Here is a 23,497-nt window from a genome sequence, read left to right on the forward strand (position 1 = left end):
CGTCCAGAGAGGCGGAGAAGGGAGCGCGGATGAGCACGCCCACCGTGCACCCCCGCACCGTGATGTCCACCGCCGACATCGCCCGGGCCCTGACTCGGATCTCCCACGAGATCCTCGAGTCCAACAAGGGGCCCGACGACCTCGTCATCCTCGGCATCCCCACCCGCGGCGTCGCCCTCGCCGACCGCATCGCGGCGCTCGTCTCCGAGTTCGGGGGAGCGGCCGTGCCCCGCGGTGCCCTGGACATCACGATGTACCGCGACGACCTGCACCGGAACCCGACGCGGACGCCCCAGCCCACCCAGATCCCCGCCGGCGGCATCGACGGCAAGACCGTCATCCTCGTCGACGACGTGCTCTTCTCCGGACGCTCCATCCGCGCCGCCCTCGACGCCCTGCAGGACATCGGGCGCCCCGCCGCCGTGCGCCTCGCGATCCTCGTCGACCGCGGCCACCGGGAGCTCCCCATCCGGCCCGACTTCGTCGGCAAGAACCTGCCCAGTGCCCGCCAGGAGCGCGTCAACGTCCTCCTCGCCGAGGTCGACGGCGCCGAGGAGGTGACGATCGCCTCATGAGGCACCTGCTGGACACCAAGACCCTCTCCCGCCACGACGCCCTGCGCATCCTGGACGTCGCCGAGGACATGCGCGACACGCAGACCCGTGAGATCAAGAAGCTCCCGACGCTGCGCGGCAAGACCGTCGTGAACCTCTTCTTCGAGGACTCCACGCGCACCCGCATCTCCTTCGAAGCCGCCGCCAAGCGCCTCTCCGCCGACGTCATCAACTTCTCCGCGAAGGGATCGTCGGTGTCGAAGGGGGAGTCGCTGCAGGACACCGCGCAGACGCTGCAGGCCATGGGCGCGGATGCCGTCGTCATCCGCCACGGCGCATCCGGCGCCCCGCAGACCCTCGCCACGAGCGGCTGGATCTCCGCGGGCGTCGTCAACGCGGGCGACGGCACGCACGAGCACCCCACGCAGGCGCTGCTCGACGCCTTCACGATCCGCAAGCGGCGCTTAGGCGCGGACAGCCGCGGCCGCGACCTCACGGGCGTCGCCGTCACGATCGTCGGCGACATCCTGCACTCCCGGGTCGCCCGCTCCAACGTGTGGCTGCTGTCGACGCTCGGCGCCGACGTGACCCTCGTCGCCCCGCCGACCCTCGTGCCGCAGGACGTCTCGGCGTGGCCGGCCCGCATCCGCTACGACCTCGACGACGCCCTCGCCGCCGGCCCGGACGCGGTCATGATGCTCCGCATCCAGCTGGAACGCATGAACGCCGCCTATTTCCCCACTGAACGGGAGTATTCCCGCCGCTGGGGTCTGGACGCGCGGCGCGTGGCATCCCTTCCGGCGGATAGCATTGTCATGCACCCCGGTCCCATGAACCGGGGCCTGGAGATCTCCGCCGACGCCGCCGATTCCCCGCGCTCGACCGTGCTCGAACAGGTCGCGAACGGCGTCTCGGTGCGCATGGCGGCGCTGTACCTGCTGCTGGCGGGCGAGCGGGACACGACGAACGCAGAGGAGGCCGCACGGTGACCGAGACCATCCTCATCCGCGGAGCCCGCATCGACGGGGCGGCATCCGACCTCGTGATCGCCGACGGACGCATCGACGAGATCGGCACCGGCCTCAGCCGCGCCGGCGCGCGGGTCGTGGATGCCGACGGGTTCCTCGCCCTGCCCGGTCTCGTCGACCTGCACACGCATCTCCGCGAGCCCGGATACGAGGCGTCCGAGACGATCCTCAGCGGCTCCCGCGCCGCCGCCGCCGGCGGCTACACGACGGTGTTCGCGATGCCGAACACGTCGCCGGTGGCCGACACGGCCGGCGTCGTCGAGCAGGAGCTCGCCCTCGGCGAGGCCGCCGGCTACGTCCACGTACAGCCGATCGGCGCCGTCACGGTCGGGCAGAAGGGGGAGCGGCTCGCCGAACTCGGCGCCATGGCCTCCTCCCGCGCCCGCGTCCGCGTGTTCAGCGACGACGGATTCTGCGTCTTCGACCCGCTCATCATGCGGCGGGCCCTGGAATATGTGAAGGCGTTCGACGGCGTCGTCGCCCAGCACGCGCAGGACCCCCGGCTCACCGAGGGCGCCCAGATGAACGAGGGCACCGTCTCGGCCGAGCTGGGTCTCGCCGGCTGGCCGGCCGTCGCCGAGGAGTCGATCATCGCCCGCGACGTGCTCCTCGCCGAACACGTCGGCTCCCGCCTGCACGTCTGCCACCTCTCCACCGCGGGCTCCGTCGACATCATCCGCTGGGCCAAGAAGCGCGGCGTCAATGTCACCGCCGAGGTGACCCCGCACCACCTGCTCCTGACCGAGGATCTCGTCCGCGGCTACGACGCCCGCTTCAAGGTCAACCCGCCGCTGCGCCGCGACGAGGACGTGCAGGCCGTCCGGGAAGGGCTCGCCGACGGGACGATCGACATCGTCGCGACCGACCACGCCCCGCACCCCGCCGAGGCGAAGTCCTGCGAATGGCAGGCCGCCGCGAACGGCATGGTCGGTCTCGAGTCCGCGCTCCGCGTCGTGCAGCAGGCCGTCGTGGACACCGGCCTGCTCGACTGGTCGGACGTCGCGCGCGTCATGTCCGCGGCGCCGGCGCGCATCGGCCGTCTCGACGGCGCCGGCACCCCGCTCGTCGCCGGCGCCCCGGCATCCCTCACCCTCTACGACCCCACGCCGGTGCGCGCGTTCACGCGCGAGGACCTGCACGGGCGCAGCACCAACTCGCCCTACGTCGGCCGCGACCTGCCCGGGCAGGTGCTGTGGACGTTCTTCCGGGGCACCCCCACCGTCGAACGCGGCATCGTCCGCGAGGAGGCACGCGCATGACCCGCGAAACCGCCGTCCTGATCTTCATCGCCCTCGCCGTCGTCCTGCTCGGGCTCGGCGTCTGGGCGTGGATCCGACGAACGCGGCGGGACAGCGCGCTGGCCGCGCCGCTCGGCGAGATCCCGGCGGGCGCGGCGACCCGCGCGATCTTCCACGGCCTCTACGTGGCCACCACGCGACACGACGAGCCGCTCGAGCGCCTCGCCATCCGCGGGCTCGGCTTCCGCTCCCGCGTCACGGTGACGGTCACCGACCTCGGCGTCGCGCTGGACCTCACCGGCCAGCCGCGTCTGTTCCTGCCCCTGGAGCGCATCGCATCGGTCGGGCAGGCGACCGTCGCGATCGACCGCGTCGTGGAGAAGGACGGACTCGTCCGCCTCGCCTGGCACGCCGCGGCCGACACCCCGGACCGGACGCTCGTCGACACGTACCTGCGGGCGCAGGACGCGTCCTCGCGCGCCGTCGTCGACGCCATCGCCGGCATCCTGCCCGCACAGACTTCCACCACCCCGACGGGAACCGACGCATGAGCTTCACCACCGACCCCGCCGTCCTCGTCCTCGAGGACGGCACCCGCCACACCGGCCGCGCGTACGGCGCGCGCGGCGTGACCCTCGGCGAGGTCGTCTTCTCCACCGGCATGACCGGCTACCAGGAGACCCTCACCGACCCGTCCTACGCCGGCCAGATCGTGCTGCAGACCGCGCCGCACATCGGCAACACGGGCATGAACGACGACGACCCCGAGTCGCGGCGCATCTGGGTCGCCGGCTACATCGTCCGCGACCCCTCGCGCGTCGTGTCGAACTGGCGCGCCCAGGAATCCCTCGACGACGCCCTCGAGCGCGACGGGATCGTCGGCATCAGCGGCATCGACACCCGCGCCGTCACCCGGCACATCCGCTCCGCCGGGTCGATGCGCGGCGGCGTGTTCTCCGGCGCGTCCGCAGACCTGGCGGCCGACGAGCAGCTGCGCATGGTGCGCGAGGCGCCGCAGATGGCCGGCCAGAACCTCTCCGCCGCCGTATCGGTGTCCGAGACGCAGGTGACCCCCGCCGTGGGCGAGCGCCTCGGCAATCTCGCCGTCCTGGACCTCGGCGTCAAGCAGTCCACCGTCACGAACCTCGCGGCGCGCGGGTTCGACGTGCACGTGCTTCCGCAGAGCGTCACGATCGACGAGATCCGCGCGATCGACCCGGTCGCCGTGTTCTACTCCAACGGCCCCGGCGACCCGGCCGCCTCCGACGACCATGTGAACCTGCTGCGCGCCGTCCTGGACGAGCGGCTGCCGTTCTTCGGCATCTGCTTCGGCAACCAGCTGCTCGGACGCGCGCTCGGCTTCGGGACCTACAAGCTGCCCTTCGGGCACCGCGGCATCAACCAGCCGGTGCTGGACAAGCAGACCGGGCGCGTCGAGATCACGGCGCACAACCACGGCTTCGCCGTCGACGCGCCGATCGAGGGCGTCACGGACAGCCCGAACGGCTACGGGCGTGTCGAGGTCAGCCACGTGGACCTCAACGACAACGTCGTGGAGGGCCTGCGCGCCCTCGACATCCCGGCGTTCTCGGTGCAGTACCACCCCGAGTCGGCGGCCGGCCCCCACGACGCCAACTACCTGTTCGACCGCTTCCGCGACCTCGTCGTGTCGACCCTGAAGGACAAGAACTAGTGCCCAAGCGCGACGACATCCGCTCCGTCCTCGTCATCGGCTCCGGCCCCATCGTCATCGGCCAGGCCTGCGAGTTCGACTACTCCGGCACCCAGGCGTGCCGCGTGCTGCGTGAGGAGGGCGTCCGCGTCATCCTCGTCAACTCCAACCCGGCGACGATCATGACCGACCCCGACTTCGCCGACGCGACCTACATCGAGCCGATCACCTGGCAGGTGATCGAGACGATCATCGCGAAGGAGCGCCCGGACGCGATCCTGCCGACCCTCGGCGGCCAGACGGCCCTGAACGCCGCGATCGACCTGCACAACCACGGGGTCCTCGAGAAGTATGACATCGAGCTCATCGGCGCGAACTTCGAGGCCATCAACAAGGGCGAGGACCGGCAGATCTTCAAGCAGCTCGTGCTGGACGCGGGCGCCGACGTCGCCGACAGCCGCATCTGCCACACGATGGACGAGGTGCTCGCCGGTGCCGCCGAGCTCGGCTACCCGCTCGTCGTCCGGCCGTCCTTCACGATGGGCGGCCTCGGCTCCGGCTTCGCCTACGACGAGAACGACCTCCGCCGGATCGCCGGCGCGGGCCTGCGCGACTCCCCGACGACCGAGGTGCTCCTGGAGGAGTCGATCCTCGGCTGGAAGGAGTACGAGCTCGAGCTCATGCGCGACACGGCCGACAACACCGTCGTCGTCTGCTCCATCGAGAACGTCGACCCCGTCGGCGTGCACACCGGCGACTCCATCACCGTCGCCCCGGCCCTCACCCTCACCGACCGCGAGTACCAGAAGCTCCGCGACATCGGGATCGACATCATCCGCGCCGTCGGCGTCGACACCGGCGGGTGCAACATCCAGTTCGCCGTCGACCCGGCCACCGGCCGCATCATCGTCATCGAGATGAACCCCCGCGTCTCGCGCTCCTCGGCGCTCGCGTCCAAGGCCACCGGCTTCCCGATCGCGAAGATCGCCGCGAAGCTCGCGATCGGCTACCGCCTCGACGAGATCCCCAATGACATCACGAAGGTGACGCCGGCGAGCTTCGAGCCGACGCTGGACTACGTCGTCGTCAAGGTGCCGCGGTTCAACTTCGAGAAGTTCCCGAACGCCGACACGACGCTCACCACCACGATGAAGTCCGTCGGCGAGGCCATGGCCATCGGCCGCAACTACGCCACGGCGCTGCAGAAGGCGCTGCGCTCGCTCGAGAAGCGCGGCTCCAGCTTCCACTGGGGCGACGAGCCGCGGTCGATGGAGGAGCTGCTGGAGGTCGCGCGGAAGCCCACCGACGGTCGCATCGTCGTGCTCCAGCAGGCGCTCCGCAAGGGCGCGACCCTGGAGCAGGCCTTCGAGGCCACGAAGATCGACCCCTGGTTCCTCGACCAGATGATCCTCATCAACGAGGTCGCCGAGTTCATCGCCGCGGCCGCAGAGCTGGATGCCGCGACGATCCGCATCGCGAAGGATCACGGCTTCAGCGACGCGCAGATCGCGCAGCTGCGGGGCCTGGACGAGGCCGAGGTGCGCGGGATCCGGCACGGGCTCGGCATCCGCCCCGTCTACAAGACCGTCGACACCTGCGCGGGGGAGTTCCCGGCCCAGACGCCGTACCACTACTCCTCCTACGACGCCGAGACCGAGGTGACGCCGTCGGAGCGCCGGAAGATCGTGATCATCGGCTCCGGACCCAACCGCATCGGCCAGGGCGTCGAGTTCGACTACTCGTGCGTGCACGCCTCGTTCGCGCTGTCCGATGCCGGGTACGAGACCGTCATGGTCAACTGCAACCCCGAGACGGTGTCCACCGACTACGACACCTCCGACCGGCTGTACTTCGAGCCGCTGACCCTCGAGGACGTCCTCGAGGTGCTGCACGCGGAGGCCCGCTCCGGTGAGATCCTCGGCGTCATCTGCCAGCTCGGCGGGCAGACGCCGCTGGGACTGGCGAAGGGCATCGAGGCCGCCGGCTACCCGATCCTCGGCACCCAGCCGGCCGCCATCGACATGGCGGAGGAGCGGAGCCTGTTCTCCGGGCTCCTCGCCGAGGCCGGGCTCGTCGCCCCGCGCCACGGCACCGCCACCGACGAGGCCGGCGCGATCGTCATCGCCGAGGAGATCGGCTACCCCGTGCTCGTGCGCCCGAGCTTCGTGCTCGGCGGCCGCGGCATGGAGATCGTGTACGACACCGACAGCCTCCGCGACTACTTCGTCCGCGTCGCCGACCAGGCGATCATCGGCGAGGGTGCGCCGCTGCTCGTGGACCGGTTCCTCGACGACGCCGTGGAGATCGACGTCGACGCGCTGTACGACGGCGAGGAGCTGTACATCGGCGGTGTCATGGAGCATCTCGAGGAGGCCGGCATCCACTCCGGCGACTCCAGCTGCACCCTGCCGCCGATGTCGCTCGGCCGCAACGAGATCGACCGCGTCCGCATCGCGACCCTCGCGATCGCGAAGGGCGTGGGCGTCCGCGGCCTCCTCAACGTGCAGTTCGCGGTGTCGGCCGGCGTGCTGTACGTCATCGAGGCCAACCCGCGCGCGTCGCGCACCGTCCCGTTCGTCTCCAAGGCGCTCGGCATCCCGCTCGCGAAGGCCGCCGCCCGCATCATGGCCGGCGCCACGATCGCCGAGCTGAAGGACGAGGGGCTGTTGCCCGCGCAGGACGGCTCCCGCGTGCCGCTGGACGCCCCGGTCGCCGTCAAGGAGGCCGTGCTGCCGTTCAAGCGGTTCCGCACCGCCGACGGGCACACCGTGGACTCCGTGCTCGGCCCGGAGATGCGCTCCACGGGCGAGGTCATGGGCATCGACCGCGACTTCCCGACCGCGTTCGCGAAGAGCCAGGCCGCCGCATACGGCGGGATGCCGACCTCCGGGACCGTGTTCCTCTCGGTGGCCGACGACGACAAGCGCGCCGTGATCCTGCCCGCGCACCGGCTGCAGGAGCTCGGCTTCCGCCTCGTCGCGACCGAGGGCACGGCGGAGATCCTGGCGCGCAACGGCATCCGCGTGGAGGTCGTGAACAAGTACTCCGCGACCCACGACTCCGGCGAGGTGAACGTCGTCGACCTCATCAACGCGGGCGAGATCGACATCATCGTCAACACGCCCTCCGGCGGCATCGCACGCGCCGACGGCTACGAGATCCGGGCCGCGGCGGTCGCCGGCGACAAGGCGCTGTTCACGACCATGGCCGTGCTCGGCGCGGCCGTCAGCGCCCTCCCCGTCCTCCGCGAGGGGTTCCGCGTGCGGAGCCTCCAGGAGTACGCCGCCGACCGGGCGGCTTCGGCGTGAGCGGATTCGGCGGGCGCCTGGACGCCGCCATGACGGAGCGCGGCCGGCTGTGCGTCGGCATCGACCCGCACGCCGCGCTGCTCGAGGAGTGGGGGCTGGATGCCACCGCCGCCGGCGCGCGCGACTTCGGCCTGCGCGTGGTCGACGCCGCGGCGGGACGCGTCGCCGTCGTGAAGCCGCAGGTGGCGTTCTTCGAGCAGTACGGCTCGGCCGGCTTCGCCGCCCTCGAGGACGTCCTGCGCGCGGCACGCGAGGTCGGCCTGCTCGTCATCGCCGACGCGAAACGCGGCGACATCGGCTCGACCATGGACGCGTACGCGCAGGCGTGGCTCGCGCCCGGGTCGCCGCTGGAGGCGGACGCCGTGACCGTGAGCCCGTACCTGGGCCCCGACTCGCTGCGCGGCACGATCGCGCACGCCGTCCGCGGCGGCAAGGGCGTCTTCGTCCTCGCCGCGACGAGCAACCCCGAGGCGCTCGGACTGCAGTCGGCCGAGGTCACGGTCGTCGACGCCGAGCGCGGGCAGACGGTCGCCGACTGGGTCGCCTCCCACGCCGGAGCGGCGAACCGCTCCGCCGTCGTGGAGGGCGACGCGCTCGGCCCCGTCGGGTTCGTCGTCGGCGCCACGATCGACCGCGACGAACTGGGCCTGCGGACCGAGACGCTCGGCGGTGCGCCGATCCTCGCGCCGGGCTTCGGCGCGCAGGGCGCGCGCCTGGCCGACCTCGACCGCCTCTTCGGCGCGCTCGCGCCGCAGGTGCTCGCCTCGGCGAGCCGCAGCATCCTCGGCGCGGGACCGGACGGTCTCGTCGCCGCGATCGACGCGCACAACGCAGAACTGCAGGAGAACCGCCGTGGCTGACGGACAGCGTCCCCCCGAGGTCGACCGGGCCGCGGCATCGCGGCGCGCCGTCGCCGCCCGCCGCGAGCGCGCGTCGCTCAAGCGCGACGTCTCGACCCGCGTCATCACGCCGCAGGAGCTGCTGCGGCGCGCCCTCGCCGACCCGGCGTCGCCGGCCGGCGCCATGCGGGTGCCGGAGTTCCTCACCGCGATCCCGGCGATCGGGGAGGGCAAGCGCGACCGCATCCTCGCCGAACTCGGCATCTCGCCCGTCAAGCGGCTCGGGGGTCTCGGCACCCGGCAGCGGGTCGCACTGCAGGCCTTCCTCGACCGGCGCTGGCCGGAGCCCGCGCCGCGCGCCGGCCGCAGCCGTCTGCTCGTGCTCGCCGGCCCCACGGCCGTCGGGAAGGGCACCGTCGCCGCGCACATCAAGGCGCACCACCCCGGCATCCTGCTGTCCGTCTCCGCGACGACGCGGACGCCGCGGCCGGGGGAGGTCGAGGGGGAGCACTACTTCTTCGTCGACGATGCCGAGTTCGACCGTCTCATCGCCTCCGGCGCGCTCCTCGAGCACGCGACGGTGCACAACACGCACCGCTACGGCACGCCGAAGGCCCCGATCGACGCCGCCCTCGCGGAAGGACGCACCGTGCTGCTGGAGATCGACCTGCAGGGCGCTCGGCAGGTGCGTGCCGCCGCGCCGGACGCCACGCTGGTCTTCCTCCTGCCGCCGAGCTGGGACGAGCTGGTTCAGCGGCTCGTCGGCCGGGGCACGGAGGACGAGGAGGAGCGCGCCCGGCGCCTCCGCACCGCCCGCCGTGAGCTCGCCGCGCAGGGGGAGTTCGACTACCTCGTCGTCAACGACGAGGTCGCCCGTGCCGCCGAGGAGGTCGCCGCCCTCGCGCGGTGACGCCCGCCCGTCCGGTAGACTGGTGGGATGCCGCGGCGCCGCCGCGCCACGATCTTTCCCATGACATCCGATCCAGGAGGTTTCGCCATGGCCGGAACGAACCAGGGCATCATCGACCCGCCCATCGACGCACTGCTCGACAAGGTGGACTCGAAGTACCAGCTCGTCATCTACGCATCCAAGCGCGCGCGTCAGATCAACGACTACTACTCCGACCTGCACGAGGGGAACCTGTTCGACAACGTGGGCCCGCTCGTGGACTCCAGCGTCGAGGACAAGCCGCTCACGATCGCGATGCACGAGATCCACGAGGACAAGCTCCGCCTTCGCCCGGCCGAGTGACTCTGTGACGCCGCAAGGCGTCGCCATGCCCGTGTGCCCTGACATGTCAGGCCCCACGGGCATGATGGTTTCCGCACCCGTTCGCGTCCGTTTCCTGGAGAGCCGATGACCCCGCTGCGCCTGTTCACCTCCGAGTCCGTCACGGAGGGGCATCCGGACAAGATCTGCGACCAGATCTCCGACAGCATCCTCGATGCGATCCTCACCGACGACCCGGACGGCCGGGTCGCCGTCGAGACGCTCGTGACGACGGGTCTCGTCCACGTGGCCGGCGAGGTGTCCACGAGCGCGTACGTGGAGATCCCGGCGATCGTGCGCGACGTCGTCAACCGCATCGGCTACACATCCTCCGAGACCGGGTTCGACGGCGACTCGTGCGGCGTGAGCGTGTCCATCGGCGCCCAGTCCTCCGACATCGCCGCGGGCGTCGACAAGGCGTTCGAGCGTCGCGAGGACGGCTCGGAGGACCCGCACGACCTGCAGGGCGCCGGCGACCAGGGCATCATGTTCGGCTACGCGACCACCGAGACCCCGCAGCTCATGCCGATGGCGATCTGGACCGCGCACCGCATCGCCGAGCGGCTGTCCGAGGTGCGCCGCGACGGCAGCCTGCCGTTCCTCCGGCCCGACGGGAAGACCCAGGTGACCCTCGGCTACGACGGCACCGTCCCCAAGACTGTCGAGTCCGTCGTGCTCTCCACGCAGCACCACCCGGACATCTCGCAGAAGGCGCTGCGCGCCGCGATCCGCGCCGAGGTCATCGAGCCGGTCCTCGAGCAGACGGGCCTCGACATGCCCGATGTGAAGTACTTCATCAACCCGGCCGGGCCGTTCGTCATCGGCGGCCCGAAGGGCGACGCCGGTCTCACCGGGCGGAAGATCATCATCGACACCTACGGCGGCGCGTCGCGCCACGGCGGCGGCGCGTTCAGCGGGAAGGACCCCTCGAAGGTCGACCGCTCGGCCGCATACGCCATGCGCTGGGTCGCCAAGAACGCCGTCGCTGCGGGCCTCGCCGACCGGCTCGAAGTGCAGGTCGCATACGCCATCGGCAAGGCCAAGCCCGTCGGCCTGTACGTGGAGAGCTTCGGCACCGGCCACGTCGCGGACGAGGTCATCACGGCCGCGATCCGCGAGGTGTTCGACCTGCGACCGCACGCCATCATCGAGCACCTCGACCTCCTGCGCCCCATCTACGCGCAGACCGCCGCGTACGGTCACTTCGGCCGGGAACTGCCCGACTTCACGTGGGAGCGCACGGACCGCGTCGAGGAGCTCCGCGCGGCCGCACGACTGTAGAGCCGCGGCCGTGACGAGCGTCGCCCGCGTCCTCATCGACTCCCCGCTGCCGCAGCTCGACCGGCTGTTCGACTACGCCGTGCCGGCGGAGCTGGATGCCGACGCGGTCCCGGGCGTGCGGGTGAAGGTGCCGCTGCGCACCGCCGGGCGGGTCGTCGAGGGGTACGTCGTCGAGCGCGGGGAGGCGGAGACCTCCGGCCGCCCCCTGTCCGACCTCGACAGCGTGGTCTCCACGGTGCCGGTGCTCACTCCGCCGCTGTACGCCCTGGCACGCCGCGCGGCCGACCGCGCCGCCGGCTCGGCGAGCGACATCCTGCGGCTCGCGATCCCGAAGCGCATGGTGCGCGCCGAGAAGGCGTGGCTCGCCGCCGAGACGCCGCCCGCCGCCGCCGTGGCCCCGGAGACCGCCGCGTGGGCGTCCGGCCTGCTGGCCGGCTACCCGGGTCTCGCCGAAGCCCTCGCGGCGGGGGAGCGGCTGGCCCTGGACGCCCCGCCCCGCCCGTCGACGGAACGCGTCGTGGGGGCCTGGGCCGAGCTGCTCGCCGCGATCGCCGTGCACACGCTCGCCGCGGGCCGCAGCACGCTCCTCGTCGTCCCCGACCAGCGCGACGAGGATCAGGTGCTCGCGGCGCTGGAGGGACGCGCGCCCGAGGTGGTCCGCGACGACGCGCGCCGTTCGGGTCCCGAACGGTACGCGACGTACCTGCGCCTGCTCACCCCGGCCCCCTGCATCGTCGTCGGCAACCGGTCGACGGTGTACGCCCCGGCATCCGATACGGGTGTCGTGGTCGTGTGGGACGACGGCGATCCGCTCCTGGCGGAGCCGCTGAGCCCCGGCGTGCACGCCCGCGACGCGGCGCTCATCCGGCAGGAGCTCGAGGGCAGCGCCCTCGTGTTCGCGGGGCACACCCGCACGACCGACGTCGAGCGTCTCGTGCAGATCGGGTGGGTCCGCGACCTGCCCGCCGCGCGCCGCGCGAGTCCCCGGGTCGTGCTGTCGGCCACCCGCGAGGGCGAGTCCCGGGGCGCGCGTGTGCCCTCGGCGGCGTTCGCGGCCGCGCGGGAGGCCCTCGCGTCGGGTGGGCCCGTGCTCGTGCAGGTCGCGCGGCCGGGGTACGCGCCCGTGCTCGTGTGCGCCGACTGCCGCACGCCGGCGCGGTGCCGGCACTGCGGCGGGCCGATGCGGGCCCGGCGGGCCGGCGCGGCGCCGGAGTGCACGTGGTGCGGCCGGTCGGCGCCGAACTGGTCCTGCACGAACTGCGAGTCCACAAAGCTGCGGATGGCCTCGGCCGGCAGTGAGCGCACCGCCGACGAGCTCGGCCGGGCGTTCCCGAACACGCGGATCATCGTCGCGGACGGCGAGCACCCCGTCACCCGCGTCGAGCACCGCCCCGCCCTCGTCGTCGCGACGCGCGGCGCGGAACCCGCCGCCGTGGGGGGCTACCGCGCCGTCGTCCTCCTCGACGGCGACCGGATGCTGATGGCCGAGCAGCTGCGGATCGGGGAGTCGTGCCTGCGCTGGTGGTCGCACGCCGCCACCCTCGCCGCCCCCGGGGCGCCCGTGCACCTCGTGGGGGTGTCGGGGCCCGTCGCGCGGGCCCTGGCGACCTGGACGCAGCCCGCCTACGCGCGTGCCGAGCTCGCCGACCGCGTCCCGCTGCACATGCCGCCCGCCGTCCGCGTCGCCGCCCTGGAGGGCGCCGTGCCGGTCGTGGAGGCGACGCTCGCGGAGCTGCGGACCGCCGTGCGCTCGCTGGGGCCCGAGGCGGTCCTGGGACCGGTGCCGCAGGCGGAGGGCGGCGTCCGGGCCCTCGTGCGCTTCGACTACGGGCACGGCAAAGCCGTCGCCGAGCACCTCCGGGCGGCCGTCGTCGCGGAGGCGCTGCGCGCCCGCCGGGCGAGGGAGCGCGGCACGCGCAATACACTCAGAGTGCGGCTCGACGTGCCCGAGCTGGATCTGTGAGGAGTCCCATGCGCATCGTCTTCGCCGGGACACCGCACCCGGCGGTCCCCTCGCTGCACGCCGTCGCGGCGTCCGCGCACGACCTGGTCGGCGTCGTCACGCGCGGCGACGCGCCGCTCGGCCGCAAGCGCGTCCTGACGCCGTCTCCGGTCGCCGCCGCAGCCGAGGCGCTCGGCGCACCGGTCGTCAAGGCCGACCGGCTCGACGCCGACGCGACGGCCGCGATCGAGGCGCTCCGCCCCGACCTCGGGGTCATCGTCGCGTACGGCGGACTGGTCCGCGAGCCCCTCCTGTCGCTGCCGCGGCACGGCTGGATCAATCTGCACTTCTCGCTCCTGCCGGCCTGGCGAGGCGCCGCGCCGGTGCAGCGCTCGCTCATGGCGGGGGAGACCGTCACGGGTGCGAGCGTCTTCCAGCTCGTCCCGGCGCTCGACGCGGGCGACGTCTTCGGGGAGATCCGCTACGACGTCCCGGCCGAAGCGACCGCCGGCGACGTACTCGCAGCCCTCGCCGAGCGCGGAGCGGGCCTGCTCGTCGACGTCGTCGACGCGATCGCGGCGGGCACCGCGCGCGCCGTGCCGCAGAGCGGGGAGCCGACCCTCGCCCCCAAGCTCACGATCGCCGACGGCGCCCTGGACTTCACGGCATCCGCCGACGCCGTCCTCGCCCGGTTCCGCGGCACGACCCCCGAGCCGGGCGCGCACACCTCCGTCGGCGGTCAGCGCCTGAAGGTGCTCTCCGCCGTCCGCGGCCCCGACACCGGCCTGGATACCGGGCGCCTCGCCCTCGTCGACGGCGCCGTCCTCGTCGGCGCTCGGGAGGGCACCGTGGCCCTGCGCACCGTGCAGCCGGCCGGCAAGGGACCGATGGCCGCCGCCGACTGGTGGCGGGGCCTCAGAACCGACGACCCGCGGGTGGATGCGGCGGTGGCCCCGTGAACCTCGCCCGCCGCGTCGCGTACGAGACGCTCCGCGCCGTGCACGAGTCCGACGCGTACGCCAACCTGCTGCTGCCGCGGGAGATCACGCTCGCCGGCCTCGACACGGCCGACGCGGGGCTCGCCACCGAGCTCACCTACGGGACGCTGCGCCTGCAGGGGACGTACGACGCCATCATCGCGGATGCTGCGGGCCGAGCGACCGAGGACATCGATGCGGATGTCCTGGACGCGCTGCGCCTCGGCGCGCATCAGCTGCTGTCGATGCGGGTCGCGACGCACGCCGCCGTCAACGAGACCGTCGACCTCGTGCGGGACACCGCGGGGAAGAAGGCCACCGGGTTCGCCAACGCCGTCCTGCGGCGGATCTCGGAGCGGCCGCTGGCGGAGTGGCTGGACCGCGTCGAGAGCGCGGCCCGCTCCGACGACGAGCGCCTGGGCCTCCGCTTCGCGCATCCCGTGTGGGTCATCCGCGCGTTCCGGCGTGCGCTGACCGCCGAGGGCCGGGCCGATGAGCTCGAAGATCTGCTGGCCGCCGACAACGCCGCACCGGGTGTCACGATGACGGCGCTCCCCGGCCTGGTCGACGCGCCCGCGGACGCCGAGGCGACGCCGTACTCGCCCATCGGGTTCCGCCTGGCCGGGGGAGACCCCGAGCGGCTCGTCCGCCAGGCGTCCGGCCGCGTGCGGGTGCAGGACGAGGGGTCGCAGCTCGCGGCCCTCGCCCTCACCCGCGCCGCGCCGATCCGCGGCGGCGAGCGCTGGCTCGACCTGTGCGCCGCGCCGGGCGGGAAGACCGCCGTCCTCGCCGCCGAGGCGCTCGCGGGCGGCGCAGCCCTGGAGGCCAACGAGCTCTCGCCCATCCGCGCGCGCCTGGTCCGCGACTCCGTGTCGGGGGTGCCCCTGGATGTGCCGGTCTCGGAGGAGGACGGCCGCGACCGTGCGGGCCGTGGCCGCTACGACCGCATCCTGGTCGACGCCCCGTGCACGGGGCTGGGTGCGCTGCGCCGACGTCCGGAGGCGCGCTGGCGGAAGAGTCCCGCCGACGTCCCCGCGCTCGTCGATCTGCAGCGGGAGCTCCTCTCGGCGGCCGTCGACGCCCTGGCGCCGGGCGGCATCGTCGCCTACGTGACGTGCTCGCCGCACCTCGCCGAGACCGCCGCGGTCGTCGCGGACGTGCGCCGCTCGCGCGGCGACGCGCTGGAGGAACTCGACGCGCGGGCGGTGCTGGCATCCATCTCGCCGCGCGAGATCGACCTGCCAGAACCCGCGGACGGGTCGGGCCGGGCCCAGCTCTGGCCGCACCGGCACGGCACGGACGCCATGTCGATCACGCTGCTGCGCCGCCGCTGAGCCGGGCCTGCGCGTCCCGCGCCTCGCGGCCCGGGCCTGCGCCCGGGCCGGCCCGCCCCGGCATCCTGGGCCAAAGGGTGGCGCTTCACGCCGCCTCGCGCCCGCCCATGCGGCACGAACTGCCCCCGATCGGCGCGAGAGCCGGCGCGCCCCGGCATCCCGGGCGAAAGGGGGGCGCTTCGCGCCGCCTCGCGCCCGCCCATGCGGCACGAACTGCCCCCGATCGGCGCGCGAGCCGGCCCGCCCCGGGATAATGGGGCCGTGCCCTCCGCCGACGCCATCCGCATCAACCCGAGCATCCTCGCCGCCGACTTCGTGAACATGCAGGCCGACCTCGCGCGCATCGCGACGGCCGACTTCGTCCATGTCGACGTCATGGACAACCACTTCGTGCCGAACCTGACGTTCGGGCCGCAGATGGTCGAGCGGATCCAGGCGACGAGCCCCGTGCCGCTGGACGTGCACCTCATGATCGCCGACCCCGACCGGTGGGCTCCCGGCTACGCCGAGCTCGGCGCGGCATCCGTCACCTTCCATCTCGAGGCCGCCACCGACCCCGTCCGGCTCGCGCGTCGGCTGCGGGAGATCGGGGCGCGTGCCGGTGTCGCCGTCAAGCCCGCGACCCCCGTCGAATCGCTCTTCGACGTACTCGACGAGTTCGACCAGATCCTCGTGATGACCGTCGAGCCGGGGTTCGGCGGCCAGCGCTTCATGGCCGACCAGATGCCGAAGCTCGCCTCACTCGCCGACGAGGCGCGGGCCCGCGGCTCGCAGGTGTGGCTGCAGGTCGACGGAGGCATCAGCGCCTCGACGATCGCGCAGGCCGCGGAGGCCGGCGCCGACACGTTCGTCGCGGGGTCGGCGGTGTTCGGCGCGGACGATCCCGGGCAGGCGATCGCGGCGCTGCGGGACCAGGCATCCGCGCATCACCGGCACTGACCGCGGCCCGCGGCAACCGGGGCCTCCCTCGGCCCGGTAACCTGTCAGGGTGAAGACGTTCGACGATCTGTTCGCGGAGCTGACCGCGACCGCGGCGGCACGTCCCGAGGGATCGGGCACGGTCGCCCAGCTCGACCGCGGTGTGCACGCCATCGGCAAGAAGATCGTCGAGGAGGCCGCCGAGGTGTGGATGGCGGCGGAGTTCCAGTCGCAGGACGAGGCGGCCGAGGAGATCTCCCAGCTGCTGTACCACCTCCAGGTGATGATGCTCGCGAAGGGCCTCAGCCTCGAGGACGTCTACCGACATCTCTGAGCGACGCCGCCGACTCCACACCACGAACCGAAAGCCCCCGCAACATGCTGCGTATCGCTGTGCCGAACAAGGGATCGCTCGCCGAGACCGCCGCCGAGATGCTCGGAGAGGCCGGCTACATCGGCCGCCGCGACCCGAAGGACCTGCACGTCATCGATCCCGTCAACGAGGTCGAGTTCTTCTACCTGCGTCCCAAGGACATCGCGACGTACGTCGGCTCCGGCGCCCTCGACGTCGGGATCACCGGCCGTGATCTGCTGCTGGATGCCCGGATGCCCGGTGCCCGGGAGATCGAGAAGCTCGGCTTCGGCGCCTCCACGTTCCGTTTCGCGGGCCCTCCCGGAGCCTTCTCCGAGCTGAGCGACCTCGACGGCGTGCGCGTCGCGACGGCCTACCCCGGCCTCGTGGACGCCTACCTCGACGAACACGGCGTGGCCGTCGACCTCGTGCCGCTGGACGGCGCCGTGGAATCGGCCGTGCAGCTGGGCGTCGCCGACGCCGTCGCCGACGTCGTCTCCACCGGCACGACCCTGAAGCAGGCGGGCCTGGAGATCTTCGGCCCCGTGCTGCTGGAGTCCGAGGCCGTCCTCATCGGCGCTCCGACCGAGGCCGAGGGCACCGACACGCTGCTGCGGCGCCTCCGCGGTGTCATGGTCGCCCGCCAGTTCGTCCTCATCGACTACGACCTGCCGGCGAACCTCGTCGACGACGCCGTGGCGATCGCGCCGGGGATCGAGTCGCCCACCATCTCGCCGCTGCGCGACCCGGAGTGGGTGGCCGTGCGCGTCATGAGCCCCCGCAAGAGCGTCAACCAGGTGATGGATGCGCTGTACGCGATCGGCGCACGCGCGATCCTCGTCACCCCGATCCACAACGCGCGGCTCTGACATGTCGCCGGCCTGCCGCGTCATCCCCTGCCTCGACGTCGCCGACGGGCGCGTCGTGAAGGGGGTGAACTTCGAGAACCTGCGCGAGATGGGCGACCCCGTCGAACTGGCCCGCCGCTACTACGAGCAGGGCGCCGATGAGCTGACCTTCCTCGACGTCACCGCGACGGTCGACGACCGCTCGACGACCTACGACGTCGTGCGACGCACCGCGGAAGAGGTCTTCATCCCGCTCACCGTCGGCGGCGGCGTGCGGACGACCGACGACGTCGCCCGGCTGCTCGGCGTCGGCGCCGACAAGGTCGGCGTGAACTCCGCGGCCATCGCCCGCCCCGAGCTGATCGACGAGATCGCCGACCGCTTCGGCGCGCAGGTGCTCGTGCTGTCGCTGGACGTCAAGCGCGCGCCCGGCACGACCTCCGGATTCGTCGTCACGACGCACGGCGGGCGCACCCTCACGACCCTCGACGCCGTCGCCTGGGCCCGGGAGGCCATCGACCGGGGGGCCGGGGAACTGCTCGTCAACTCCATCGACGCCGACGGCACGAAGGACGGCTTCGACCTGGAGCTCGTCCGGCTCATGCGCGAGGTCTCCAGCGTGCCCGTCATCGCGTCCGGGGGAGCGGGCACCGCCGCGCACTTCGCCCCCGCCGTGCACGCCGGCGCGGATGCCGTGCTCGCGGCGTCGGTGTTCCACTCCGGGCAGCTCACGATCGGCGACGTGAAAGACGCCCTCGCCGCAGACGGAATCGAGGTGCGGTGATGACCGAGGACATCGAGACGCGGATCTCCCGCGTCGCGTTCGACGACGACGGGCTGGCACCGGCCATCATCCAGCAGTTCGACACCGGTGAGGTGCTCATGCTCGGGTGGATGGACGCCGAAGCCCTCCGCCGCACGCTCACCTCGGGCCGGGTGACCTTCTGGTCGCGCTCACGGCAGGAGTACTGGCGCAAGGGCGACACATCGGGGCACGCGCAGTACGTCAAGGGCGCGCGCCTGGACTGCGACGGCGACGCCCTGCTCATCGCGGTCGACCAGGTCGGGGCCGCCTGCCACACCGGCGACCGCACATGCTTCGACGCCGACGACCTGACCCCGGCCGTGGGGGAGCGGTGACGGCACCCGCCGCCGGGCACCGCGCGCGGCGCGCACGCCTCGGGAGCGTGCTCGCCGTCGTCGCGGGCGGCGCGCTCGCCCTCATCTCCTCGACGCAGACGTGGATCGACGTGGCCCTCCGCGACGGGGCGCGCGAGACGCTGCACGTCGCCGGCGCGGACGCCCTGCCGCTCCTGGCCCCGCTGAGCCTCGCGGCCCTCGCCCTGGGGCTCGCGCTCACGATCGCGGGTCGCGTGACCCGCTACGTGTTCGGCGTCATCGCCGTCGCGATCGGTGCCGGGCTGCTCGCCGGGGCCTGGCGGGTCGCGGCCGAGCATCCCATCGACGCGGTCACCTCGACCGTGGCCGAGGCGACCGGCCTGACCGGGACGGAGACGGTCGGCGCGCTCGTGGCATCCCTCGTGACGACGCCGTGGCCGTACGTCGCGATCGTGACGGCGCTGCTCATCGCGGCCGGGGGGATCCTGACGCTCGTGACGGCCCGCACGTGGAGCGGCGCCGGGCGGCGCTACCGCACGGCGGCCGAGCCCGCCGCCGGCGGCCCGGCCTCGTCCCGCCCGCACGACGCGATCGATTCCTGGGACGACCTCAGCCGCGGCGACGACCCGACGCGCTGATGCCCGGCGGCCCCGCGCGGCCCCGCTAGACTTGCCGAGCGGGCACGCCCGCCACGCACGCGAAGGAGAACAATGAGCAACAACATCGGCGATCCCGGCCACGGACACTCCCCGGCTGCCTGGACGGCCGTCGTCATCATGCTCCTCGCGGTCACGCTGGGCACGCTCTTCTTCTTCCTCGACCTGCCCGTGCTCGTCTGGGCCTCGTTCGGCCTGCTGCTCGTCGGTCTCCTCGTCGGCTGGGGCATGGCCAAGGCCGGCTACGGCGTCGGCGGAGACAAGTACGTCGCGAAAGAGCACTGACGTGCTCGCCGACCTCACGGCCGGCGCGGTGGAGGATGCCGAAGAGCGCAGGCTCGCTCGGCCGCTCGACGTCGTCGAGAAGAGCGCCCTCGCCCAGCCGCCCGCGCGCGACGCCCTCGCGGCCCTCGCCCCCGCGGACCGAGTCAAGATCATCGCCGAGGTCAAGCGTGCGAGCCCCTCACGCGGCGACCTCGCCGCCATCCCCGACCCGGCGCACCAGGCGTCGCTGTACGAGCAGGGCGGCGCGTCGGCGATCTCGGTCCTGACCGAGGGACGTCGCTTCAAGGGGTCGCTCGCGGATCTGGAGGCCGTGAAGGCCGCCGTGTCGCTGCCCGTCCTCCGCAAGGACTTCATCGCGACGCCGTACCAGGTGCTGGAGGCCCGCGCCGCGGGCGCCGACCTCGTGCTGCTCATCGTCGCGGCGCTCGAGCAGCCGCTCCTCGCCGAGCTGCACGGCCTGGTCCGGGAGCTCGGCATGACGCCGCTCGTCGAGACGCACTCGCTCGAAGAGGTGCAGCGCGCCGCCGACATCGGCGCGAACCTCATCGGCGTGAATGCCCGGAATCTCTCCAGCTTCGAGCTGGACCGCGACCTGTTCGGCCGTCTCGCCGAGCATCTCCCGGCCGACGCGGTGAAGATCGCCGAGTCCGCGGTGCTGACGCCCGCCGACGTCGCGCACTACCGCGCCGCCGGGGCGGATGTCGTCCTCATCGGCGAGGCGCTCGTCACGAACGACCCCGTCACGACCCTGCACGCATTCCTGGAGGCTGGATCATGAGTCTGCGAGAAGCCGCAGGGCCCTTCTTCGGCGAGTTCGGCGGGCGCTTCATGCCCGAATCCCTCATCGCCGCCATCGACGAGCTCACCGCCGAATACGAGTCCGCGAAAGCCGACCCCGCGTTCGACGCCGAGTTCCGTCACCTGCTGCACAGCTACGCGGGGCGCCCCTCCGCCCTCACCGAGGTGCCACGGTTCGCCGAGCACGCCGGCGGGGCGCGCATCTTCCTCAAGCGCGAAGACCTCAACCACACCGGCTCCCACAAGATCAACAACGTGCTGGGGCAGGCGCTCCTGACGAAGCGCCTCGGCAAGACCCGCGTCATCGCCGAGACCGGCGCCGGCCAGCACGGTGTCGCGACCGCGACGGCCGCGGCGCTCTTCGGGTTCGAGTGCACGATCTACATGGGCGAGGTCGACACCGAGCGCCAGGCGCTGAACGTCGCCCGCATGCGGCTGCTGGGCGCCGAGGTCATCCCGGTCACGACGGGTTCCCGGACGCTCAAGGACGCCATCAACGAGGCGTACCGCGACTGGGTGGCATCCGTGGAGACCACCAACTACATCTTCGGCACCGCGGCCGGTCCGCATCCGTTCCCCGCCATGGTCCGCGACTTCCAGAAGATCATCAGCGAGGAGGCGCGCCAGCAGCTCCTCGACGAGACCGGGCGGCTGCCGGATGTCGTCGTCGCGTGCGTCGGCGGCGGCTCCAACGCCATCGGTATGTTCGACGCGTTCCTCGACGACGAGGGCGTCAAGCTCTACGGCGTCGAGGCCGCCGGCGACGGCGTGGACACGCCCCGCCACGCGGCCTCCATCGAGCGCGGCCGTCCCGGCGTCCTGCACGGCGCGAAGACCTACGTCCTGCAGGACGAGGACGGCCAGACCGTCGAGTCGCACTCCATCTCCGCGGGCCTGGACTATCCCGGCGTCGGACCGGAGCATGCCTGGCTCGCCGACATCGGCCGCGCCACCTACATCCCGGCGACCGACACCGAGGCCATGGACGCCCTGCGGCTCCTGTCGCTGACCGAGGGCATCATCCCGGCGATCGAGTCGGCGCACGCCCTCGCCGGGGCGCTGCGGCTGGGCCGCGAGCTCGGCCCCGACGCGATCATCGCGGTGAGCCTGTCCGGCCGCGGCGACAAGGACATGGACACCGCGGCGAAGTGGTTCGGCCTGTACGACGACGGCGCCGACCCCGTGCAGACGCCGCCGGATGCCGACGAGGCCAAGGGCGAGGGGACGGAGCTGTGACCTCCCGCGTCGCCGCCGCCATCGACGCGGCCCACGCCGAGGGGCGCGGCGCGTTCATCGGCTACCTGCCGCTGGGCTTCCCCGACCTGCAGACGAGCATCGACGCGGCCGTGACCCTCGCGGACAACGGCGCCGACATCCTCGAGCTCGGTCCGCCGTACTCCGACCCGGTCATGGACGGCACCGTCATCCAGGAGGCCACCCAGGCGGCCCTGGCGGGCGGATTCCGCCTGCGCGACACGTTCACCGCGGTGCGCGCGATCGCCGACCGCGTCGACGTGCCCGTGCTCGTCATGACGTACTGGAACCCCGTGCTGCAGTACGGCGTGGACCGCTACGCCGACGAGCTGCTCGCCGCCGGCGGCGCGGGGCTCATCACGCCCGACATCACGCCGGACGCCGCCACCGAGTGGATCGCCGCATCGGAGCGCACGGGCCTGGACCGCATCTTCCTCGCCGCGCCGACCTCGACGGACGAGCGCCTCGAGATGATCGTCGGCGCGTCGACGGGGTTCGTGTACACCGTCTCGACGATGGGCATCACGGGCGAGCGCGCCGAATTGGATGCCGCGGCCCGCGGCCTCGTGTCGCGCCTCCGCGCGCACGGCGCGGAGCACGCCTGCGTCGGCATCGGCATCTCCACGCCCGACCAGGTCACGGGGGTCCTCGAGTACGCCGACGGCGCGATCGTGGGCACCGCCCTCGTCCGGGCGCTGCGCGACGGGGGCCTCGAGGAGCTGGCATCCACCGCCCGCGCCCTCACCTCCGGGACCGCCCGCTGACCGTCCTCTCCTCGCGCCGCGCCCCCGGCGGCGCGGCGCGGCGACCCGGGCCGCGTGGGGGAGGGCGCGGGGCGAAGTAGACTCGCGGCGTGACTTTCTCCGCGCTCTCCGTCGTCGCCAGCATCCCGAGCCCGCCGATCAGCAGCTTCCAGGTCGGCCCGCTGACGATCCACTTCTACGCGCTGTGCATCCTCGCGGGGATCATCGTCGCGGCGTTCCTCACGAACCACCGCCTGACCAAGCGCGGCGGCGAGCCGTGGGTCGTCATCGACATCTGCCTGCTCGCCGTGCCGCTCGCGATCATCGGCGCGCGCATCTTCCACGTCCTCACCCACCCGGGCTTCTACTTCGGCGAGGACAAGAACCCCTGGGCCGTGCTGTTCATCTGGGAGGGCGGCATCGCCATCTTCGGCGCGCTCCTCGGCGGCGCCGTCGGCGCGTGGCTCGGATGCCGGTGGACCGGCATCCGGTTCTGGAGCTTCGCCGACGCCCTCGCCCCGGGCCTCCTCCTCGCCCAGGCGATGGGCCGGTTCGGCAACTGGTTCAACCAGGAGCTGTTCGGCCTCCCCACCGATCTGCCGTGGGGGCTCCAGATCAGCCCCGACAACCCCGCCTTCCCGGCAGGGCTCGCCGACGACACCCTCTTCCACCCGACATTCCTCTACGAAGTCATCTGGAACGTCGCCGGCGTCGTCGTGCTGCTGTGGCTCGGCAGACGCCTGAGCATGCAGTGGGGACGCCTGTTCGCCGTCTACCTCATCTGGTACAGCGCGGGGCGCATCGTGTGGGAGTCGATCCGCATCGACCCGAGCGAGGTCTTCTTCGGGCTCCGCACCAACGTGTGGGCCGCGGTGCTCGGCGTCCTCGTCGGCATCGTGATCCTCGCGGTGCAGCGGCGCCGCCACCCGGGCCTCGAACCGTCCGTGTACGTCCCGGGTCGCGAGTGGACGCCCGAGGGGGTTGTACAATCGGGGAACACCGATGACTTCGTGGACGTCAGCGCACCCACCACGCCCGAAGATGTCGAAGACGCAGCCACAAGCAGAGTCACCACGTAAGG

At 72.7% G+C, this 23,497-nt stretch carries 24 protein-coding genes; all 24 read left to right on the forward strand.

The features are described from left to right. Positions 1-29: 29 nt before the first annotated feature. Positions 30-575 carry a bifunctional pyr operon transcriptional regulator/uracil phosphoribosyltransferase PyrR gene (gene pyrR, locus BR85_RS06080; protein WP_028495719.1) on the forward strand — a complete coding sequence of 182 codons (546 nt, stop codon included), beginning with the start codon at positions 30-32 and terminating at the stop codon, positions 573-575. After that, complete coding sequence (locus tag BR85_RS06085; RefSeq protein ID WP_028495720.1) at positions 572-1,543, forward strand: aspartate carbamoyltransferase catalytic subunit; 972 nt, start codon at positions 572-574, stop codon at positions 1,541-1,543. The genes pyrR and BR85_RS06085 overlap by 4 nt, the downstream gene beginning before the upstream one ends. Further along, positions 1,540-2,841: a dihydroorotase gene (locus tag BR85_RS06090; protein WP_028495721.1), complete on the forward strand. Its 1,302-nt coding sequence runs from the start codon at positions 1,540-1,542 to the stop codon at positions 2,839-2,841. Before BR85_RS06085 ends, BR85_RS06090 begins: the two co-directional genes overlap by 4 nt. Beyond that, positions 2,838-3,371, forward strand: a complete 534-nt coding sequence (locus BR85_RS06095) for a PH-like domain-containing protein (protein WP_028495722.1) — start codon at positions 2,838-2,840, stop codon at positions 3,369-3,371. The genes BR85_RS06090 and BR85_RS06095 overlap by 4 nt, the downstream gene beginning before the upstream one ends. After that, positions 3,368-4,513 (forward strand): glutamine-hydrolyzing carbamoyl-phosphate synthase small subunit, encoded by a 1,146-nt coding sequence (gene carA, locus BR85_RS06100; protein WP_028495723.1) that lies wholly within the window; start codon positions 3,368-3,370, stop codon positions 4,511-4,513. Before BR85_RS06095 ends, carA begins: the two co-directional genes overlap by 4 nt. Beyond that, positions 4,513-7,800: a carbamoyl-phosphate synthase large subunit gene (carB, locus tag BR85_RS06105; protein ID WP_028495724.1), complete on the forward strand. Its 3,288-nt coding sequence runs from the start codon at positions 4,513-4,515 to the stop codon at positions 7,798-7,800. Before carA ends, carB begins: the two co-directional genes overlap by 1 nt. Continuing rightward, on the forward strand, positions 7,797-8,660 hold the full coding sequence (gene pyrF, locus BR85_RS06110) for an orotidine-5'-phosphate decarboxylase (RefSeq protein ID WP_028495725.1): 864 nt from the start codon (positions 7,797-7,799) through the stop codon (positions 8,658-8,660). Before carB ends, pyrF begins: the two co-directional genes overlap by 4 nt. Further along, entirely contained in the window at positions 8,653-9,549 is an 897-nt protein-coding gene (gmk, locus tag BR85_RS06115; protein WP_028495726.1) for a guanylate kinase, read from the forward strand. The genes pyrF and gmk overlap by 8 nt, the downstream gene beginning before the upstream one ends. Positions 9,550-9,636: 87 nt before the next feature. Next, positions 9,637-9,891, forward strand: a complete 255-nt coding sequence (rpoZ, locus tag BR85_RS06120; RefSeq protein ID WP_028495727.1) for a DNA-directed RNA polymerase subunit omega — start codon at positions 9,637-9,639, stop codon at positions 9,889-9,891. Positions 9,892-9,996: 105 nt separating this feature from the next. Then, positions 9,997-11,190, forward strand: a complete 1,194-nt coding sequence (gene metK, locus BR85_RS06125; protein ID WP_028495728.1) for a methionine adenosyltransferase — start codon at positions 9,997-9,999, stop codon at positions 11,188-11,190. A 10-nt stretch (positions 11,191-11,200) separates the two neighbouring features. After that, positions 11,201-13,153, forward strand: coding sequence for a primosomal protein N' family DNA-binding protein (locus tag BR85_RS06130; protein ID WP_028495729.1), 1,953 nt, complete (start codon positions 11,201-11,203; stop codon positions 13,151-13,153). An 8-nt stretch (positions 13,154-13,161) separates the two neighbouring features. Continuing rightward, the gene (gene fmt / locus BR85_RS06135) at positions 13,162-14,091 is read left to right on the forward strand and encodes a methionyl-tRNA formyltransferase (RefSeq protein ID WP_028495730.1); all 930 of its coding nucleotides are present in this window, start codon (positions 13,162-13,164) and stop codon (positions 14,089-14,091) included. Beyond that, entirely contained in the window at positions 14,088-15,443 is a 1,356-nt protein-coding gene (locus BR85_RS06140) for an RsmB/NOP family class I SAM-dependent RNA methyltransferase (protein ID WP_028495731.1), read from the forward strand. The genes fmt and BR85_RS06140 overlap by 4 nt, the downstream gene beginning before the upstream one ends. 201 nt (positions 15,444-15,644) lie before the next feature. Beyond that, entirely contained in the window at positions 15,645-16,382 is a 738-nt protein-coding gene (gene rpe, locus BR85_RS06145; protein ID WP_051526175.1) for a ribulose-phosphate 3-epimerase, read from the forward strand. Positions 16,383-16,431: 49 nt separating this feature from the next. Then, positions 16,432-16,695, forward strand: coding sequence for a phosphoribosyl-ATP diphosphatase (locus BR85_RS06150; protein ID WP_028495733.1), 264 nt, complete (start codon positions 16,432-16,434; stop codon positions 16,693-16,695). 44 nt (positions 16,696-16,739) lie between these two features. Continuing rightward, positions 16,740-17,582 carry an ATP phosphoribosyltransferase gene (gene hisG, locus BR85_RS06155; protein WP_028495734.1) on the forward strand — a complete coding sequence of 281 codons (843 nt, stop codon included), beginning with the start codon at positions 16,740-16,742 and terminating at the stop codon, positions 17,580-17,582. A 1-nt stretch (position 17,583) separates the two neighbouring features. Then, positions 17,584-18,345, forward strand: a complete 762-nt coding sequence (gene hisF, locus BR85_RS06160) for an imidazole glycerol phosphate synthase subunit HisF (protein WP_028495735.1) — start codon at positions 17,584-17,586, stop codon at positions 18,343-18,345. Then, on the forward strand, positions 18,345-18,701 hold the full coding sequence (gene hisI, locus BR85_RS06165) for a phosphoribosyl-AMP cyclohydrolase (protein WP_028495736.1): 357 nt from the start codon (positions 18,345-18,347) through the stop codon (positions 18,699-18,701). The genes hisF and hisI overlap by 1 nt, the downstream gene beginning before the upstream one ends. Then, a complete protein-coding gene (locus BR85_RS06170) occupies positions 18,698-19,318 on the forward strand; it encodes a Trp biosynthesis-associated membrane protein (RefSeq protein WP_028495737.1) in 621 nt (206 codons plus the stop codon). Before hisI ends, BR85_RS06170 begins: the two co-directional genes overlap by 4 nt. A 72-nt stretch (positions 19,319-19,390) precedes the next feature. After that, positions 19,391-19,621 (forward strand): DUF6704 family protein, encoded by a 231-nt coding sequence (locus tag BR85_RS06175; RefSeq protein ID WP_028495738.1) that lies wholly within the window; start codon positions 19,391-19,393, stop codon positions 19,619-19,621. A gap of 1 nt (position 19,622) precedes the next feature. Then, on the forward strand, positions 19,623-20,399 hold the full coding sequence (gene trpC, locus BR85_RS06180) for an indole-3-glycerol phosphate synthase TrpC (RefSeq protein ID WP_028495739.1): 777 nt from the start codon (positions 19,623-19,625) through the stop codon (positions 20,397-20,399). Next, complete coding sequence (gene trpB, locus BR85_RS06185) at positions 20,396-21,655, forward strand: tryptophan synthase subunit beta (RefSeq protein ID WP_028495740.1); 1,260 nt, start codon at positions 20,396-20,398, stop codon at positions 21,653-21,655. Before trpC ends, trpB begins: the two co-directional genes overlap by 4 nt. Continuing rightward, a complete protein-coding gene (trpA, locus tag BR85_RS06190) occupies positions 21,652-22,437 on the forward strand; it encodes a tryptophan synthase subunit alpha (protein WP_028495741.1) in 786 nt (261 codons plus the stop codon). The genes trpB and trpA overlap by 4 nt, the downstream gene beginning before the upstream one ends. Before the next feature lie 89 nt (positions 22,438-22,526). Continuing rightward, complete coding sequence (gene lgt / locus BR85_RS06195) at positions 22,527-23,495, forward strand: prolipoprotein diacylglyceryl transferase (RefSeq protein ID WP_028495742.1); 969 nt, start codon at positions 22,527-22,529, stop codon at positions 23,493-23,495. Positions 23,496-23,497 lie beyond the last annotated feature (2 nt).

This window comes from Microbacterium sp. UNCCL10 (assembly GCF_000746195.1).
In the GTDB taxonomy this organism is placed as follows: domain Bacteria; phylum Actinomycetota; class Actinomycetes; order Actinomycetales; family Microbacteriaceae; genus Microbacterium; species Microbacterium saccharophilum.